Source organism: Candidatus Rickettsia kotlanii, assembly GCA_030295365.1.
Taxonomy (GTDB): Bacteria; Pseudomonadota; Alphaproteobacteria; order Rickettsiales; family Rickettsiaceae; genus Rickettsia; species Rickettsia kotlanii.
This window is the reverse complement of record AP027062.1, coordinates 64805-79354: the sequence shown is the minus strand read 5'-3', so window position 1 is coordinate 79354 and position 14550 is coordinate 64805. Positions and strand designations below refer to the sequence as shown.

Here is a 14550-nt window from a genome sequence, read left to right as displayed (position 1 = left end):
GAATCTCTCTTAAATTGCATGAGATTGCTTCATCGGCAAAAATGCCTAAATACAAATATATTGTAAAAGTAGTACTATCAATTTATAATAATCAACAAATTTATTAGTATGCTTTAATTATGTTTATTCAAACTGAAAATACTCCAAATCCGGATGCAATAACATTTTTCCCAGGGCAGGAAATAAGTAGTGATCAGCCGGTATTTTTTAGTGAGTTTGCTGAAGTAAAAGGCAGAAGCAAACTTGCAGAATCATTATTTCATATTAATAATGTAAAATCAGTGTTTTTCGGTAGTGATTTTATAACAGTAACTAAACAAGCTGAAGGTAATTGGCAAGTTATAAAGCCTGAAGTCTTAATGGTTATTATGGATCATTTTGTTTCAGGCTTTCCTGTATTTGAAGAAAACACCAAAGCAGATAATGTAAATCATAACCTTGATGGGCTTTCGGAAATAGAGAAGCAAATCGTAGAGATTATTGAAGCTAGGGTGCGTCCATCTGTTGCACAAGATGGCGGTGATATAATATATAAAGGCTTTGAAAACGGTGTAGTTAAATTAGCACTTCGTGGTGCATGCCTTGGATGTCCTAGTTCCACTATCACCTTAAAAAACGGTATTGAGTCCATGCTTAAACATTTTGTACCGGAAGTGCAAGAAGTTAAAGCTATAGAGGAAGATTTTGAGTAATTTAGTATGCTAACTGCGAGCGACTACGGACCTTGTTGTATAGGTTAGTCTTCGTCATTGCGAGAAGAAACTGCAAGTTTTAACGAAGCAATCTAGTAAAAAATTCTGATTTACAGAATTTTGATTGTTTTTTCTGGATCGCCACGCAGTTTACGACTGCTCGCGATGGCGTTAAATGTCATATAGTATATTAAATTTTTTTGAAAAATAGTATGGTTCTATTCTTCCTTTGCAGAATTGATTGTATCATTTTGATGCCAAATAACGTAATGTAGTTTAACATCTTTTGGAGCATATACTACGATAGGTAGTTTGCTATTATATCTTAAAAATGTTTTATCACCTCAAAATACACTAAACACTAGCCAGTTGGTATGGTTGCTTTTACGTTTGGGCATGCCATCATTGTACTAGCAGGGTGATCACTAACTTGATCGATTATACAATAATTATATCCCCATCCTTCTAAAGTTTTCGTTTCCTTGGCTTGCAAAGCGTTTTGCTATAAAAAACTTTTAATCTTTTTAATTTGATAAAGATAAATCATGAATGTGACATTTAAATGTTTTATCTACATAATTTATTAGTGATGCAGTATCTGCAGGAAAATTTAATCCCGTTTCTTTCTTAAAAAAGCCGGTATGTCATGAATATCAGACTCTTTATTATCTTGATCTAGAGTACTAACAACAACGTTTTTGCGTTCTAAAGTTTGATTATTTGAAGCACGCAGAGAACCCCAGATTTTTCCTAAAAATGATGGTTTGGGTGAGTCATCTTCAGATTTGTTGAAAGTATTGGCATGTAATCCTAGCTCTTTTTCATTCCCAATAAAATTTTGATTTATTGGAGAGTCGGTAATTTCAATATTTTCGGTACTGTAGCTGTTAAAATCAGGAATTTCTTCTATTTGTGTAGGTTGTGCTATAGCTTTATTATAAGTGTCCTCAGGAACTATATTGGTAGTTTCAGCTATTGCGGGTTTATATGTCGGTACTTTATCGGCATCAATACCGGTAGCAACAACTGATACTCTGATAATTCCTTTTAATTCCGGATTAAACGTTGAACCGAAAATAATATTAGCATCAAGGTTATCTACTTCTTCTCTAATTCTATTAGCAGCGTTGTCAACTTCAAATAAGGTCATGTCGGAACCGCCGGTAATATTGATTAATACACCTCTTGCACCGCACATTGAGCTATGATCTAGCAGTGGATTTGAAATTGCAGATTCTGCCGCTTTAATAGCTCTATCTTCACCACTAGCTTCACCTGTACCCATCATTGCTTTACCCATTTCGCTCATTACTGCTTTAATATCGGCAAAATCAAGATTAATAAGTCCCGGCATAATCATTAAATCCGTTACTCCTCTAACGCCTGCATGTAATACGTCATCTGCCATTTTGAAAGCATCAGCAAACGTTGTTTGTTCATTAGCAATACGGAATAGATTTTGGTTCGGTATTACAATTAAAGTATCAACGAATTGCTGTAATTCAATAAGTCCTTTATCGGCAGTTTTCATACGATGACCGCCTTCAAAATGGAAAGGTTTAGTTACTACCCCAACTGTAAGGATGCCTAGTTCTTTAGCAATGCGTGCAATAACCGGTGCAGAACCAGTACCTGTACCACCGCCCATACCTGCCGTAATAAATACCATATTGCTATTTTCTAGGTAACTACGAATTTCGCTTTCTGATTCTTGAGCAGCAAGTGCTCCAACCTCAGGAGAAGCTCCTGCCCCAAGACCTCTAGTCGTAGAAACACCGAGTTGTATTTTATTAGTGCATAAAGAATGTTCAAGCGATTGTGCATCAGTATTAGCTACTACAAAATTAGCACCTTGCAGATTAGCATTAATCATATTATTTACTGCATTACTACCTGCCCCCCCAATGCCAAAAACTGTAATGGTCGGCTTTAATACTATATTTTCAGGAGCTTTGATATTTAAAACCATGATACTCTTTATATTTTATATAATTAATGTTTAAGTATAATAAAAGATTTAGAAATTTCCATAAACTTTTTATGAAAAATGTGGATTATTTTATTTTATAGTGAATTCGCGTGAATTAGGGATGATATAGAAATTGTCCATAATTCACGCGAATTCACTATAAAATAGTGGAATGCCGTTATTATGACATGCTTTGATTAATGCTTTATCGTTAGTGGCTATAGGAAGTCCTTCATGCATGGCAGTTAATAAATAAGTTGTATCATATGCAGTAAGATTATTGGTTCTTGCAGTTTGTATAATTTCATGTATGGAAAAATTTAAATTTGATATATTAAGGGGGAGGAAAAAATCTATTATTTTAATAACCTCTACTAATTTTATTCTAGCACGTTTTTCTGCTATTAATATTACATTAGTTACTTCAAGTCTCCAAAGAGGCGGTACTATAAACTTATAACAATAATCTAATGTAAAATCTGAATATTTATCACGTTCATCATAAAAGAACCATGAGACAGTTATGGAGCAATCAGCTATAAACGGTTTAGGATTCACTATTTTCTACCTTCATCTCTAAGCTCGTTAATAGTATAAGGAGCTAATCTTTTGCCTTTGTGGAATTCTCATATTTGCTCTGCTATATTATCCATTTTAGGTTTTTGAGCTATAACTTTTACAACCGGCGTATTATGCTTACAAATGGTAATTTGCTCTCCATCTTGTACACGCTGTATTAGATCAGAAAAATGAGTTTTCGCTTCAAGTAGGTTAATTTGATAAGATAAATTTTGTTTCACATAGGTAATATAATAAATAGACTAATTTAATATTATCCTATTTATAAGATTTTGTACAGTAACATTAATAGTTTAAATTAATATCTTTATATCAAATCTAAGATTGACCAACCATTTTTTCAGGTACTATTATTTTATCAAATTCTGCTTCCGATAGAAAATTGAGTTTTTTAGCTGCTTCTTTTAAAGTGATCCCGTGCTTATACGCTTCTTTAGCAATTTTTGCGGCATTATCATAGCCTATATGCGGATTAAGAGCTGTAACAAGCATTAGAGATTTATCACGTAAATCATTAATGCGTGCTATATTGGGTTCTAATCCTTTAACACAGTGAGTAACAAAGCTATTTACGCTATCGGATAATAGCTCTATAGATTGTAGGATATTGTATATTATTACGGGTTTAAATACGTTAAGTTCAAGATGTCCGTTTGAGCCGGCAATAGTAACCGTAACATGATTTCCCATCACCTGACTGCACACCATTGTTAAAGCTTCGACTTGTGTAGGGTTTACTTTACCGGGCATAATAGAAGAACCAGGTTCATTTTCAGGTAAATGTAGCTCACCAAGACCGCATCTTGGACCGGAGCCGAGCAGTCTTATATCATTTGCTATTTTCATTAAGCTAACTGCTATAGTATTAAGAGTTCCTGAAAATTCTACTAGTGCGTCGTGAGCAGCTAGATTTTCAAATTTATTAGGAGCCGTCTTAAAGGGTTGTTTAGTAAACTCTGCTACTTTCTCGGCAAATTTTATATCAAAGCCTATTTTTGAGTTAATACCTGTACCAACTGCCGTTCCTCCTTGAGCAAGTAGATAAACTTTTTGTAGTGCATTTTCTATGCGTTCTAAAGCATACTCTATTTGTGTAATATATCCGGAGAATTCCTGTTTAAGAGTTAAAGGAGTTGCATCTTGCAAGTGGGTACGTCCTATTTTTATGATTTTGTTCCAATCTTTTGACTTATCCTGCAAAGAGGTAAGTATATTATTCAAAGCTGGTATCAGTTGCTGTTTAGTTGCAAGTACGGTTGCTATATGCATAGCGGTTGGAAAAGAGTCGTTGGATGATTGTCCTTTATTAACATGATCGTTAGGATGTACCGGAGATTTGCCGCCCTTCTTGCCTGTTAGTTCTTCGTTGGCAATAGAGGCAATAACCTCGTTCATATTCATGTTTGTTTGCGTTCCTGAACCTGTTTGCCAAACTACTAAAGGAAAATTATCCTCAAATTCGCCTTCTAAGATTCTATCCGTGGCTTTATCTATACTTATAGCGATTTTAGCTTCTAAATCACCAAACTCATGATTAACCTGTGCTGCACATTTTTTTAAAATAGCAAGAGCACGAATTAAAATTTTAGGCATTTTTTGCTTGCCTATTTTAAAATTTTCTAAAGATCTTTGAGTTTGAGCTCCCCAATAAAATTTTTCTTCTATTTGAATTTCTCCAAAAGAATCACTTTCGGTTCTGTAATTTTTCATAAATTGTTAAATGTTATATAATTATCTATTTTTTTCATAAAATGATCACTTACTGCATTCAAGTCTAATTGCTGGGCTAATTTAGCAAAGCTATAATATAATTTGTCTGTTAAAGAAGCTTTTTTTAGATTCTTAGCAATAAATATTAATGTGTTTTCTATCATAAGATTACGATTAAAACTATAAAATTTTTGCCAATGTTCGTTATATTTAGGTTCGGAAGATGCTATATAATCGGAATATATAGGTTTAGTAATTACTGCTTTACCTTGATATATATCAAATATAGTATCATTAATTAATCTTTCATTCTTGAGGTTATTGATCACTTTATCAAAAAAATTGTTTAATATAGCTGTTGTTATCTCTTTTTCTGTCAGTGCATTTATAAATATGTCTAATTGTTTTTCAACACTCTCGATAATTTGTTCATTTTGTCCCCTTTTCATGACTTTTTTCGCAAATTAATTGATATAATAAAAGTTTATGACTTTAATTTTATTAGACTAAATATTTATATCGAAGTAAATAAAAAACGATATTTGATTTATTAAAAATACTATTTATGTAATGAATAAAAAATTATAGAAGCGGCATTTGATACATTAAGACTTTCTACTTTCTGAGAAATAGGGATTTTGGCTAAATAATCACATGTTTCTGCGACTAATCTTCGTATGCCTTTATCTTCTGAGCCAAATACCAATACTATTTTGTCGGAAATTAATTTATCGCTAAAGTAGTCATTTGCAGAACCTGTTAGACCTATAATCCAAAAGCCGTGTTTTTTAAGATAATTCATACATGAGCGTAAGTTAGTAACTTTAATTATAGGTATTAATTCTAAAGTACCGCAAGCCGCTTTAGCAATGCCGCCGCTTTCATTCGGAGAATTATCTTGAGGTAATATTATAGCATTTATATCAAAAGCAGCGGCACTACGAATAATTGCTCCAATATTTTGTGTGTCTGTTATTTGATCAAGAATCGCAATTTTACATTTTGGGTTTGTTATATCTATGTCTTCTAAATTATAAGAAAAAATTGGTCTAATTTTTGCAGCTATTCCTTGATGTGTTTGGTTTCCCAGTAATTTAGATAAAATATCGTTATTAACAAGTTCATAAGATCTAGTACCTATTAATTTTTTGTTTGTATCAAAAATTTCCCTAGTGCATAAAATATTGTCAATTTGACGTTTTGGATTATTTAGAGCAGAAAATACAGGATGTTTCCCATACATATAATAACAATCTTTAGAATCAAGTTTTTTATTTTGCATCTTATTGAAAACCGTCAATAATTTGTTCTTGACAGAAACTACTATTTATTATAGAAAGTTACAATAAATAAATGTGCAAGCTGCCATTTGTTTATTTGATGATTCGGCAAGGAGTTTTATTAAGTCCTGATACTAATTATATATTGTATTTTACAGTGAATTAGTCTATTTAATACAGTAAAGTTCTTTAGGAGGGGTGGCCGAGTGGTCAATGGCAGCAGACTGTAAATCTGCCCGCGTGAGCGTTCGAAGGTTCGAATCCTTCTCCCTCCACCACTTAAATGGTTCAGGGAAGCATATCATTTTATTTAAAAATAAAACATAGTTGTATATATTTATAAATCTGAATAAAATTGATATGGCATTGTTAACAAAATAACTTTGAAATTATTTTATTAATAGTGCCACAATGCGGGTGTAGCTCAATGGTAGAGTTCCAGCCTTCCAAGCTGGCTGTGTGGGTTCGATTCCCATCACCCGCTCCAGAGATTAGTGGTAACAAATAAATTTAGCAAAAAAAATGCACTTATAAAAAATTAACTTGTATTAAACCTAAAAAATTGTAGAGAGTAATAATATGGCAAAAGCAAAATTTGAACGAACTAAACCGCACGTTAATATAGGTACGATTGGCCACGTAGATCATGGTAAAACTTCCTTAACAGCAGCAATAACTATAGTACTTGCTAAGACAGGTGGAGCACAAGCTACAGCGTATGATCAAATTGATGCTGCCCCTGAAGAAAAAGAAAGAGGTATAACTATTTCTACTGCACACGTAGAATATGAGACTAAAAATAGACACTATGCACACGTAGATTGTCCGGGACACGCTGACTATGTAAAGAACATGATAACTGGTGCCGCTCAGATGGACGGTGCAATATTAGTAGTTTCTGCTGCTGATGGTCCTATGCCGCAAACTAGAGAGCATATATTACTAGCAAAACAGGTAGGTGTACCTGCTATGGTAGTATTCTTAAATAAAGTAGATATGGTGGATGATCCTGATCTATTAGAATTAGTAGAGATGGAAGTAAGGGAATTATTATCAAAATATGGTTTCCCGGGTGATGAAATACCTATTATTAAAGGTTCTGCACTTCAAGCTTTAGAAGGAAAGCCTGAAGGTGAAAAAGCTATTAATGAGTTAATGGATGCAGTAGATAGCTATATACCGCAGCCTGTAAGAGCTACGGATAAACCTTTCTTAATGCCGATAGAAGATGTATTCTCTATTTCAGGAAGAGGTACTGTTGTAACTGGTAGAGTAGAGTCAGGAATAATTAAGGTAGGTGAGGAAATTGAAATAGTCGGTCTAAAAGATACGCAAAAAACTACCTGTACCGGTGTAGAAATGTTCAGAAAATTACTTGATGAAGGACAAGCCGGAGATAATGTCGGTATATTACTACGCGGTACAAAAAGAGAAGAAGTTGAAAGAGGACAAGTTCTCGCAAAACCTGGCAGCATAAAACCGCATGATAAGTTTGAAGCTGAAGTATATGTGCTTAGTAAAGAAGAAGGTGGACGTCATACCCCATTTACTAATGACTATCGTCCGCAGTTCTATTTTAGAACAACAGATGTTACCGGTACAATAAAATTGTCTGCTGATAAACAGATGGTTATGCCTGGAGATAATGCTACTTTTACAGTGGAATTAATTAAACCAATTGCAATGCAGGAAGGGTTAAAATTCTCTATACGTGAAGGTGGTAGAACAGTGGGTGCCGGCGTAGTAACTAAAATAAATAATTAATTTTATAAATACCTATTATTAAAAAATAATAGGTATTTATATTTTAAGATGTAATAGACATTTTTTTGAACCGGCTTATAGAGAAAAATTTGAAAGAGGTACGGAATGCAGAACCGCAGCGTATTAACAGACGTGAGGATTCGAGTACCGGATCGACATACAAATTACCTCTAGAAGTAAAGTTTGGAAAGATGTCTAAAAAATATCTTGCTGTTTAAATATTAGGTTTACTGAATGAAAAATAAAATCAAAATTCGTTTAAAATCATTTGATCACCGTAGTCTTGATCAAGCTACAAAAGAGATAGTTAGTGCTGTTAAAAGAACGTTTGCTAACATTAATGGTCCTATTCCTTTACCTAGAAAAATTGGAAGATTTACCGTAAATAGGTCTCCTCATGTACATAAGAAGTCAAGAGAACAATTTGAAATTAGAAAGCATAAAAGGTTATTAGTTATAGGTGATCCGAATCCGGCGGTTGTCGATGCTTTAAGTAAAGTTGATTTAGCAGCAGGTGTTGATGTAGTGATTGAATTAGAGAGTGGAGAATAAATGAGAACCGGTATAATTGCTCAAAAAGTTGGGATGACTAGTATTTTTAATGATAAAGGTGAAAGAATTTCTTTAACATTGGTCAAAGTTGATGATTGTCAAGTAGTAGGACATAAAACTCTAGAAAAACATGGATATAATGCTTTGGTTATAGGTGTAAAAGATAAAAAAATATCTAGAGTAACTAAACCTATGAAACAAGTTTTTGTTAATGCTAAAATAGCTCCTAAAACTAAATTAAAAGAATTTAGAATTTCTGAAGAGAATTTTATTGATATAGCAGCAAGTCTAGAAGTAGACCATTTTACGGCAGGACAATTTGTGGATATAACAGCAACTACTATAGGTAAAGGATTTGCCGGTAGTATGAAAAGACATAATTTTAGAGGTCTTGAAGCTTCTCACGGTGTTTCGATATCCCATCGTTCACATGGTTCTACAGGACAAAGACAAGATCCAGGAAAGGTTTTTAAAGGCAAAAAAATGGCTGGTCATATGGGATGTAACCAAGTTACTATTCAAAATTTGAAAATATTTGCCGTTGATAAAGAGCGTAAGCTTATTATGATTCAGGGTAGTATACCCGGTCACAAAAATTCGTATCTTTCAGTAAAAGATGCAATAAAAAAGATTGCAATAACTGTATAATAGATATTTAGACATGTTTGTTAAGGTTAAAGATTATCAAATTAACAAAACGCCATGCAATATTATTTATATAAAAGTTTTATATAAGACTGTATAAGGTTAAATAAAGATGAAAACTAAAATATTAAGTCTTGCTCATGAAGAAGTTGGTGAGATTAGCTTAAATGAAGAGATATTTGCTGTTGAATTTATCAGAGATGATATAATAAAGCAGGTTATTGATTGGCAGAGAGCTAAGGCAATGTCTGGTAACCACAAAACTAAAACAGTATCAGAAGTATTAGGAACCACAAAAAAACCTTTTAGGCAAAAAGGTACAGGTAATGCAAGACAAGGTTCCCTTAGATCGGTACAGATGCGTGGTGGTGGTGTGGCTCATGGACCTAGAGTACGTAGTCATGCAACAAAATTACCTAAAAAAGTACGAAAACTTGGTTTAATTCATGCTTTATCCGAGAAATGCGCTGAAGGAAAATTATTAGTAATAGATTCTTTAAGGCTAGATAAGCCTAAAACTTCTACTCTTGTAAATATATTAAACAAATTTCAAGGGAAAAGTTTCTTTATAATAGACGGCAATGAAGTAGATATTAATTTTTCTTTAGCTGCAAAAAATATTTATAATACTGTGATTGTTCCACAAATAGGAGCAAATGTTTATGATATAATACGACATGAATATGTCCTATTATCACAAGAAGCAGTGAGCGTTTTAGAACAGAGGTTAAGATGAGTTCTTATAAATACTACGATTTAATTAGAAAACCTATTATTACAGAAAAAACTACAACCCTTTCGGAACAAAATAAATATGCTTTTTATGTAGATAAATTTGCTGAAAAACTTACCATTAAAAAGGCTATAGAAGAAATATTTAAAGTAAAAGTAAAAAAAGTAAATATTTTAAACGTTAAAGGTAAGAAGAAAAGATTTAAAAGAATTATAGGGACTCAAATTAATAGAAAGAAAGCTATTGTTACATTAGAAAAAGACCATAATATCGATTTTGCCGGAGGAATTAAATAAATGGCTTTAAAAAACTTTAATCCAATTACTCCTTCTCTTAGAGAGTTAGTTCAGGTTGATAAAACTAGTTTATGGAAAGGCAGGCCTTTAAAGTCTTTGACCAAAGGTATATCTAAAACCGGTGGACGAAATAATCAAGGTAGAATTACTTCTTGGCACAGAGGTGGAGGACACAAAAAATTATATCGTATTATTGATTTTAAAAGAAATAAAATCGATATTTCTGCTATTGTTGAAAGAATAGAGTATGACCCTAATAGAACTGCTTTTATTGCTTTAATAAAATATGAAGATGGGGAATATTCTTATATTCTAGCACCGCAAAAATTATCTATAGGTGATAGAGTAATATCAAGTCAAGATGCTGATATAAAAATAGGAAATTGTTTACCTTTAAAGTTCATTCCTGTCGGTACTACTTTACATAATGTTGAAATGAAAGTCGGTAAGGGCGGGCAAATTGCAAGATCTGCAGGTACTTCAGTGGATCTAGTGGGTAAAGATTCAGGATATGCTCAGATTAAATTAAGATCAGGTGAATTGAGGTTAGTACCTTTAGATTGTAAAGCTACTATAGGTAGTATATCTAACCCAGATCAAAAAAATATTAATTTAGGCAAAGCAGGTAGAAATAGATGGTTAGGCTGGAAACCGCATGTTAGGGGTGTAGCAATGAATCCTGTAGATCATCCTCATGGCGGTGGTGAAGGTAAAACTTCAGGAGGTCGCCATCCTGTTACTCCTTGGGGGTTCCCAACAAAGGGTAAGAAGACACGTAAAAATAAACGTACTTCAAAATTTATCGTAAAGAAAAGAAAATAGATTTTAAATTAATTAGGTGTTAGTATGGCACGTTCAATATGGAAAGGGCCTTTTGTAGACGGTTATTTAATAAAGAAAGTTCAAAAATTAATGGAATCAGGTAAATCTGAAATGATTAAGACTTGGTCTAGAAGATCAACGATTTTACCTATTTTTGTAGGGTTTACCTTTTCTGTTCATAATGGAAATAAATTTATTCCGGTTTCTGTAAATGAAGAAATGGTTGGAAGGAAATTAGGTGAGTTTGCTCCTACTAGAACATTTCACGGTCATGGTGCAGATAAAAAAGTCAAAAGAAAGTAAAGATTTATATGGTACAGGAAAATAAAAATTTTGCTACGGCACAAGCTAAATCTATTAGAGTAAGTTCAAGGAAGCTCAATTTAGTTGCAGCCTTTATTAGAAATATGAAAGTATCTGAAGCATTGGTACAATTAACTTTTTCTCCTAAAAGAATTGCAAAAGTTGTAAAAGGTTGTTTACAATCTGCTGTTGCAAATGCTGAAAATAATTTAGGTTTAGATATAGATAGATTGGTTATTACTAAAGCGACTGTAGGTAAGGCTTTAGTAATGAAAAGAGTTATGCCAAGAGCCAAAGGAAGAGCAACTAGAATAAATAAGTTTTTTAGTAATCTTTATATAACTGTTACAGAAAAAGAGGATAATTAAAATGGGGCAGAAAGTTTGTGCACATGGTTTTAGAGTTGGACCGACTTTAATTAAAGGTTGGGATTCCGTGTTATATGCAGAAAAACATTATAAAACTCTTTTTATACAAGATTTAAAAATTAGGGGTTTAATAAATAAGGGTTTTAATCAAGCTCAAATTAGCAGAATTTTAATTGAACGTCCTTCTAATAAAAGTATTATAATTAATATTAATGCCAAAAAAGCAAATCTCATTATCGGTAGAAACGGTAGTGAAATTGATAAGCTAAAAAAAGCTATCGAGAAAATGACTTTTTTAAAAGAAGTTTATATAAATATTCACGAAGTCAGAAAATTTAATATAGATGCTGCTATAGTAGCTCAAACTATAGCACTACAGCTTGAAAAAAGAGTTTCTTTTAGAAAAGCCATGAAAACAGCAATTCAGGCTTCATTTAAACAAGGTGGACAAGGTATCAGGGTTAGTTGTTCAGGACGACTTGGAGGTGCTGAAATTGCTAGAACTGAATGGTATATAGAAGGAAGAATGCCGTTACATACTTTAAGAGCTGATATTGATTATTCAACAGCTGAGGCTATAACTACTTATGGAGTTATAGGGGTTAAAGTTTGGATTTATAAAGGTGAATATACAGAAAATAAAAGATATAATTAATTTTAAGTATTAAAATGTTAGCTCCAAAAAAACAAAAATTTAGAAAAGCTCATAAGGGTAGAGTTGCTTCAAAAGCAAAAGCAGGTACGACGCTTGCTTTTGGATCATTTGGTCTAAAATCTATAGACGGTTGGCGTGTTACTGCAAAACAAATAGAAGCAGGAAGAAAAGCTGCTACTAGATGTATGAAAAGGCAAGGAAGATTATGGATTCGCATTTTTCCAGATGTCCCCGTTTCTAAAAAGCCTGCCGAAGTAAGAATGGGTAAAGGTAAAGGTTCTCCTGAATTTTTTGCAGTTAGAGTTTCGCCTGGAAGAATTATGTTTGAAATTGAAGGGGTAGAAGAAAATGTTGCATTTAGAGCTTTGGAGCTTGCAAGTGCAAAATTACCTGTTAGAACAAGGATAGTGAGACGTTATGAATGATTTAAAATTATTAAGAAGTAAGTTATCTACTGAAACAATAGAAGAGCTTTATAAAAACCTTAATCTTTTAAAAAAAGAATTGTTTAATTTAAGATTTCAACAAGCTTTAGGTGACTTAAAAAATACTAGTAGGTTTTCGTTAGTCAAAAAGTCTATAGCACGTATTAAAGCTGAATTAACAAGAAGAGCTAATAGTGAGGGGTATTAAAATGCCGAAAAGAGTGTTACAAGGCGTGGTTATAAGTTCAAAAGCTGATAAGACGGTTACAGTAAAAGTAGAAAGAAAGTTTAAGCATCCTATTTATAAAAAATTTGTGAAAGTATCTAAAAAATATGCTGCTCACGATTCAGAAAATAAATATCAAGAAGGAGATAAAGTTAGTATAATTGAAAGTCGTCCTATCTCAAAAACCAAAACATGGTTAGTGGTAAATGAGGAATAAGGTTTTTAATCTTTGACTTTATAAGGTAGATTATTTATTTTATTGCTCATGTATAAAAAATTGGAAGTAGTTTATGATTCAAATGCAGAGCATCTTGGAAGTTGCAGATAATTCCGGTGCTAAAAAAGTTATGTGTATTAAAGTTTTAGGTGGCTCTCACCATATGGTGGCAAAGCTGGGTGATGTTATAGTTGTATCTGTTAAAGACGCTGTACCCGGCGGTAAGGTTAAAAAGGGTGATGTTTATAAAGGCGTGATTGTTCGTACAAAGACTGGAATAGTAAGACCTGACGGTAGTACAATAAAATTTGATAAAAACGCATTAGTGCTTTTGAATAAGCAAGATGAGCCTATCGGTACTAGGGTTTTTGGTCCTGTTACAAGAGAACTTAGAGCAAAAAAATATGTTAGAATAATGTCGCTTGCAGAGGAAGTATTATAAATGATTAAATTAAAAGTAAAAAAAGGTGATGAAGTTGTTGTTATTACCGGGAAGCACAAAGGAAAAAAAGGTAAAATATTAAAAGTTTTCCCGGAGGACAGTAAAGTAATTGTTTCTGGAGTAAATTTAGTAAAAAAGCATACTAAATCTAATCAAATGAGTGAAGGCGGGATAATAACTAAAGAATCACCTATACATATCTCAAATATTGCACACATCGATCCAAAAACCGGTAATCCTACCAAGGTAGCTTTTAAATTCTTAGAAGACGGTTCTAAGGTTAGAGTAGCAAAAAAATCAGGGGAAATTATCGGTAAGGAAGGTAAATAATGTTAAGATTTAAAGAATTATATCAGCAAAAAATTATTAAAAACTTACAAAAAAATTTTTCTTATAAAAATAAACACGAAATACCGCAAGTTAAGAAAATTGTTATAAATATGGGAGTAGGGGAAGCAACAGCCGATTCCAAAGTAATTAATAATGCAGTAAATGATCTTACTTTGATTTCCGGTCAGAAGCCAGTTGTAACGTTAGCAAGAAAATCTATTGCAGCTTTTAAGTTACGTGCAAATATGAAAATAGGTTGCAAGGTTACATTACGTAAAGATAGAATGTATGATTTTTTAGAGAGGTTAGTAATTGTTGCATTACCCCGTGTTAAGGAATTTCGCGGTTTTTCTTATAAAAGTTTTGATGGTAAAGGGAATTTTACTTTTGGATTAAAAGAGCAGATAGTTTTCCCTGAAATTAATTACGATAAAATCGATATAATAAGGGGTATGGATATTACAATCGTTACATCTGCTAAAACAGATCAGGAGAGTAAATTTTTGTTATCAGGGTTTAATTTACCTTTTTATAATTAATTT

The 14550-nt window shown here is 32.6% G+C and carries 23 protein-coding genes, 2 tRNA genes and 2 pseudogenes; 19 read left to right on the top strand and 8 right to left on the bottom strand.

What is annotated here, in order from left to right; all coding sequences use genetic code 11:
* Positions 1-119: 119 nt before the first annotated feature.
* Positions 120-692 carry a NifU family protein gene (locus tag QUD19_RS00490; protein WP_498808168.1) on the top strand — a complete coding sequence of 191 codons (573 nt, stop codon included), beginning with the start codon at positions 120-122 and terminating at the stop codon, positions 690-692.
* A gap of 218 nt (positions 693-910) precedes the next feature.
* Here the strand turns inward: QUD19_RS00490 and QUD19_RS00485 are convergent, their stop codons facing one another.
* The 8 genes and pseudogenes from QUD19_RS00485 to rlmB all read right to left on the bottom strand — a co-directional run bounded on the left by QUD19_RS00485 (position 911) and on the right by rlmB (position 6232).
* Positions 911-997, bottom strand: coding sequence for a hypothetical protein (locus QUD19_RS00485; protein WP_498808641.1), 87 nt, complete (start codon positions 995-997; stop codon positions 911-913).
* Between the two features lie 56 nt (positions 998-1053).
* On the bottom strand, positions 1054-1185 hold the full coding sequence (locus QUD19_RS00480) for an ecotin family protein (protein ID WP_498808167.1): 132 nt from the start codon (positions 1183-1185) through the stop codon (positions 1054-1056).
* Between the two features lie 117 nt (positions 1186-1302).
* Positions 1303-2661: a cell division protein FtsZ gene (gene ftsZ, locus QUD19_RS00475; RefSeq protein WP_498808166.1), complete on the bottom strand. Its 1359-nt coding sequence runs from the start codon at positions 2659-2661 to the stop codon at positions 1303-1305.
* A 144-nt stretch (positions 2662-2805) separates the two neighbouring features.
* The gene (locus QUD19_RS00470; protein ID WP_498808640.1) at positions 2806-3222 is read right to left on the bottom strand and encodes a type II toxin-antitoxin system VapC family toxin; all 417 of its coding nucleotides are present in this window, start codon (positions 3220-3222) and stop codon (positions 2806-2808) included.
* Positions 3219-3461, bottom strand: a pseudogene (locus QUD19_RS00465) (type II toxin-antitoxin system Phd/YefM family antitoxin). The gene QUD19_RS00470 and the pseudogene QUD19_RS00465 overlap by 4 nt, the downstream one beginning before the upstream one ends.
* Before the next feature lie 97 nt (positions 3462-3558).
* Positions 3559-4950 carry a class II fumarate hydratase gene (gene fumC, locus QUD19_RS00460; RefSeq protein WP_498808165.1) on the bottom strand — a complete coding sequence of 464 codons (1392 nt, stop codon included), beginning with the start codon at positions 4948-4950 and terminating at the stop codon, positions 3559-3561.
* The gene (locus QUD19_RS00455; RefSeq protein WP_498808164.1) at positions 4947-5399 is read right to left on the bottom strand and encodes a hypothetical protein; all 453 of its coding nucleotides are present in this window, start codon (positions 5397-5399) and stop codon (positions 4947-4949) included. Before QUD19_RS00455 ends, fumC begins: the two co-directional genes overlap by 4 nt.
* Positions 5400-5509: 110 nt before the next feature.
* Entirely contained in the window at positions 5510-6232 is a 723-nt protein-coding gene (rlmB, locus tag QUD19_RS00450) for a 23S rRNA (guanosine(2251)-2'-O)-methyltransferase RlmB (RefSeq protein ID WP_498808163.1), read from the bottom strand.
* Between the two features lie 190 nt (positions 6233-6422).
* Between rlmB and QUD19_RS00445 the strand changes: the two genes are divergently transcribed.
* The 18 genes and pseudogenes from QUD19_RS00445 to rplE all read left to right on the top strand — a co-directional run bounded on the left by QUD19_RS00445 (position 6423) and on the right by rplE (position 14547).
* A tRNA-Tyr gene (locus QUD19_RS00445) sits at positions 6423-6508 on the top strand.
* A 135-nt stretch (positions 6509-6643) separates the two neighbouring features.
* Positions 6644-6717, top strand: a tRNA-Gly gene (locus QUD19_RS00440).
* A 92-nt stretch (positions 6718-6809) separates the two neighbouring features.
* Positions 6810-7994: an elongation factor Tu gene (gene tuf / locus QUD19_RS00435; protein WP_498808162.1), complete on the top strand. Its 1185-nt coding sequence runs from the start codon at positions 6810-6812 to the stop codon at positions 7992-7994.
* Positions 7995-8049: 55 nt separating this feature from the next.
* A pseudogene (locus QUD19_RS00430) lies at positions 8050-8191 on the top strand (palindromic element RPE1 domain-containing protein); the annotation flags it as partial.
* 37 nt (positions 8192-8228) lie between these two features.
* Entirely contained in the window at positions 8229-8546 is a 318-nt protein-coding gene (gene rpsJ, locus QUD19_RS00425) for a 30S ribosomal protein S10 (RefSeq protein ID WP_012153050.1), read from the top strand.
* Positions 8547-9194: a 50S ribosomal protein L3 gene (gene rplC, locus QUD19_RS00420; protein ID WP_498808161.1), complete on the top strand. Its 648-nt coding sequence runs from the start codon at positions 8547-8549 to the stop codon at positions 9192-9194. It abuts the gene before it with no gap.
* Positions 9195-9303: 109 nt separating this feature from the next.
* A complete protein-coding gene (gene rplD, locus QUD19_RS00415; protein ID WP_498808160.1) occupies positions 9304-9927 on the top strand; it encodes a 50S ribosomal protein L4 in 624 nt (207 codons plus the stop codon).
* The gene (rplW, locus tag QUD19_RS00410; protein ID WP_498808159.1) at positions 9924-10220 is read left to right on the top strand and encodes a 50S ribosomal protein L23; all 297 of its coding nucleotides are present in this window, start codon (positions 9924-9926) and stop codon (positions 10218-10220) included. Before rplD ends, rplW begins: the two co-directional genes overlap by 4 nt.
* The gene (gene rplB / locus QUD19_RS00405; RefSeq protein WP_498808158.1) at positions 10221-11042 is read left to right on the top strand and encodes a 50S ribosomal protein L2; all 822 of its coding nucleotides are present in this window, start codon (positions 10221-10223) and stop codon (positions 11040-11042) included.
* 24 nt (positions 11043-11066) lie between these two features.
* A complete protein-coding gene (gene rpsS, locus QUD19_RS00400) occupies positions 11067-11345 on the top strand; it encodes a 30S ribosomal protein S19 (RefSeq protein WP_008580964.1) in 279 nt (92 codons plus the stop codon).
* Between the two features lie 8 nt (positions 11346-11353).
* Positions 11354-11713: a 50S ribosomal protein L22 gene (rplV, locus tag QUD19_RS00395; protein WP_498808157.1), complete on the top strand. Its 360-nt coding sequence runs from the start codon at positions 11354-11356 to the stop codon at positions 11711-11713.
* A gap of 1 nt (position 11714) precedes the next feature.
* Positions 11715-12368, top strand: coding sequence for a 30S ribosomal protein S3 (gene rpsC, locus QUD19_RS00390; protein ID WP_498808156.1), 654 nt, complete (start codon positions 11715-11717; stop codon positions 12366-12368).
* A 14-nt stretch (positions 12369-12382) separates the two neighbouring features.
* Positions 12383-12793, top strand: a complete 411-nt coding sequence (rplP, locus tag QUD19_RS00385; protein WP_498808155.1) for a 50S ribosomal protein L16 — start codon at positions 12383-12385, stop codon at positions 12791-12793.
* On the top strand, positions 12786-13001 hold the full coding sequence (gene rpmC / locus QUD19_RS00380) for a 50S ribosomal protein L29 (protein ID WP_498808154.1): 216 nt from the start codon (positions 12786-12788) through the stop codon (positions 12999-13001). Before rplP ends, rpmC begins: the two co-directional genes overlap by 8 nt.
* Before the next feature lies 1 nt (position 13002).
* On the top strand, positions 13003-13236 hold the full coding sequence (gene rpsQ, locus QUD19_RS00375) for a 30S ribosomal protein S17 (protein ID WP_498808639.1): 234 nt from the start codon (positions 13003-13005) through the stop codon (positions 13234-13236).
* Positions 13237-13309: 73 nt separating this feature from the next.
* Entirely contained in the window at positions 13310-13678 is a 369-nt protein-coding gene (gene rplN / locus QUD19_RS00370; RefSeq protein WP_498808153.1) for a 50S ribosomal protein L14, read from the top strand.
* A complete protein-coding gene (gene rplX, locus QUD19_RS00365) occupies positions 13679-14008 on the top strand; it encodes a 50S ribosomal protein L24 (protein ID WP_498808152.1) in 330 nt (109 codons plus the stop codon). It abuts the gene before it with no gap.
* On the top strand, positions 14008-14547 hold the full coding sequence (gene rplE, locus QUD19_RS00360) for a 50S ribosomal protein L5 (protein ID WP_498808151.1): 540 nt from the start codon (positions 14008-14010) through the stop codon (positions 14545-14547). Before rplX ends, rplE begins: the two co-directional genes overlap by 1 nt.
* Positions 14548-14550: the final 3 nt, after the last annotated feature.

Excerpts from the sequence above, each read along its gene's own strand:
- QUD19_RS00490 (WP_498808168.1), top strand. The coding sequence starts at position 120 with ATGTTTATTCAAACTGAAAATACTCCAAATCCGGATGCAATAACATTT.
- ftsZ (WP_498808166.1), bottom strand. The coding sequence starts at position 2,661 with ATGGTTTTAAATATCAAAGCTCCTGAAAATATAGTATTAAAGCCGACC.
- fumC (WP_498808165.1), bottom strand. The coding sequence starts at position 4,950 with ATGAAAAATTACAGAACCGAAAGTGATTCTTTTGGAGAAATTCAAATA.
- QUD19_RS00455 (WP_498808164.1), bottom strand. The coding sequence starts at position 5,399 with ATGAAAAGGGGACAAAATGAACAAATTATCGAGAGTGTTGAAAAACAA.
- rlmB (WP_498808163.1), bottom strand. The coding sequence starts at position 6,232 with ATGCAAAATAAAAAACTTGATTCTAAAGATTGTTATTATATGTATGGG.
- tuf (WP_498808162.1), top strand. The coding sequence starts at position 6,810 with ATGGCAAAAGCAAAATTTGAACGAACTAAACCGCACGTTAATATAGGT.
- rpsJ (WP_012153050.1), top strand. The coding sequence starts at position 8,229 with ATGAAAAATAAAATCAAAATTCGTTTAAAATCATTTGATCACCGTAGT.
- rplC (WP_498808161.1), top strand. The coding sequence starts at position 8,547 with ATGAGAACCGGTATAATTGCTCAAAAAGTTGGGATGACTAGTATTTTT.
- rplD (WP_498808160.1), top strand. The coding sequence starts at position 9,304 with ATGAAAACTAAAATATTAAGTCTTGCTCATGAAGAAGTTGGTGAGATT.
- rplW (WP_498808159.1), top strand. The coding sequence starts at position 9,924 with ATGAGTTCTTATAAATACTACGATTTAATTAGAAAACCTATTATTACA.
- rplB (WP_498808158.1), top strand. The coding sequence starts at position 10,221 with ATGGCTTTAAAAAACTTTAATCCAATTACTCCTTCTCTTAGAGAGTTA.
- rpsS (WP_008580964.1), top strand. The coding sequence starts at position 11,067 with ATGGCACGTTCAATATGGAAAGGGCCTTTTGTAGACGGTTATTTAATA.
- rplV (WP_498808157.1), top strand. The coding sequence starts at position 11,354 with ATGGTACAGGAAAATAAAAATTTTGCTACGGCACAAGCTAAATCTATT.
- rpsC (WP_498808156.1), top strand. The coding sequence starts at position 11,715 with ATGGGGCAGAAAGTTTGTGCACATGGTTTTAGAGTTGGACCGACTTTA.
- rplP (WP_498808155.1), top strand. The coding sequence starts at position 12,383 with ATGTTAGCTCCAAAAAAACAAAAATTTAGAAAAGCTCATAAGGGTAGA.
- rpmC (WP_498808154.1), top strand. The coding sequence starts at position 12,786 with ATGAATGATTTAAAATTATTAAGAAGTAAGTTATCTACTGAAACAATA.
- rpsQ (WP_498808639.1), top strand. The coding sequence starts at position 13,003 with ATGCCGAAAAGAGTGTTACAAGGCGTGGTTATAAGTTCAAAAGCTGAT.
- rplN (WP_498808153.1), top strand. The coding sequence starts at position 13,310 with ATGATTCAAATGCAGAGCATCTTGGAAGTTGCAGATAATTCCGGTGCT.
- rplX (WP_498808152.1), top strand. The coding sequence starts at position 13,679 with ATGATTAAATTAAAAGTAAAAAAAGGTGATGAAGTTGTTGTTATTACC.
- rplE (WP_498808151.1), top strand. The coding sequence starts at position 14,008 with ATGTTAAGATTTAAAGAATTATATCAGCAAAAAATTATTAAAAACTTA.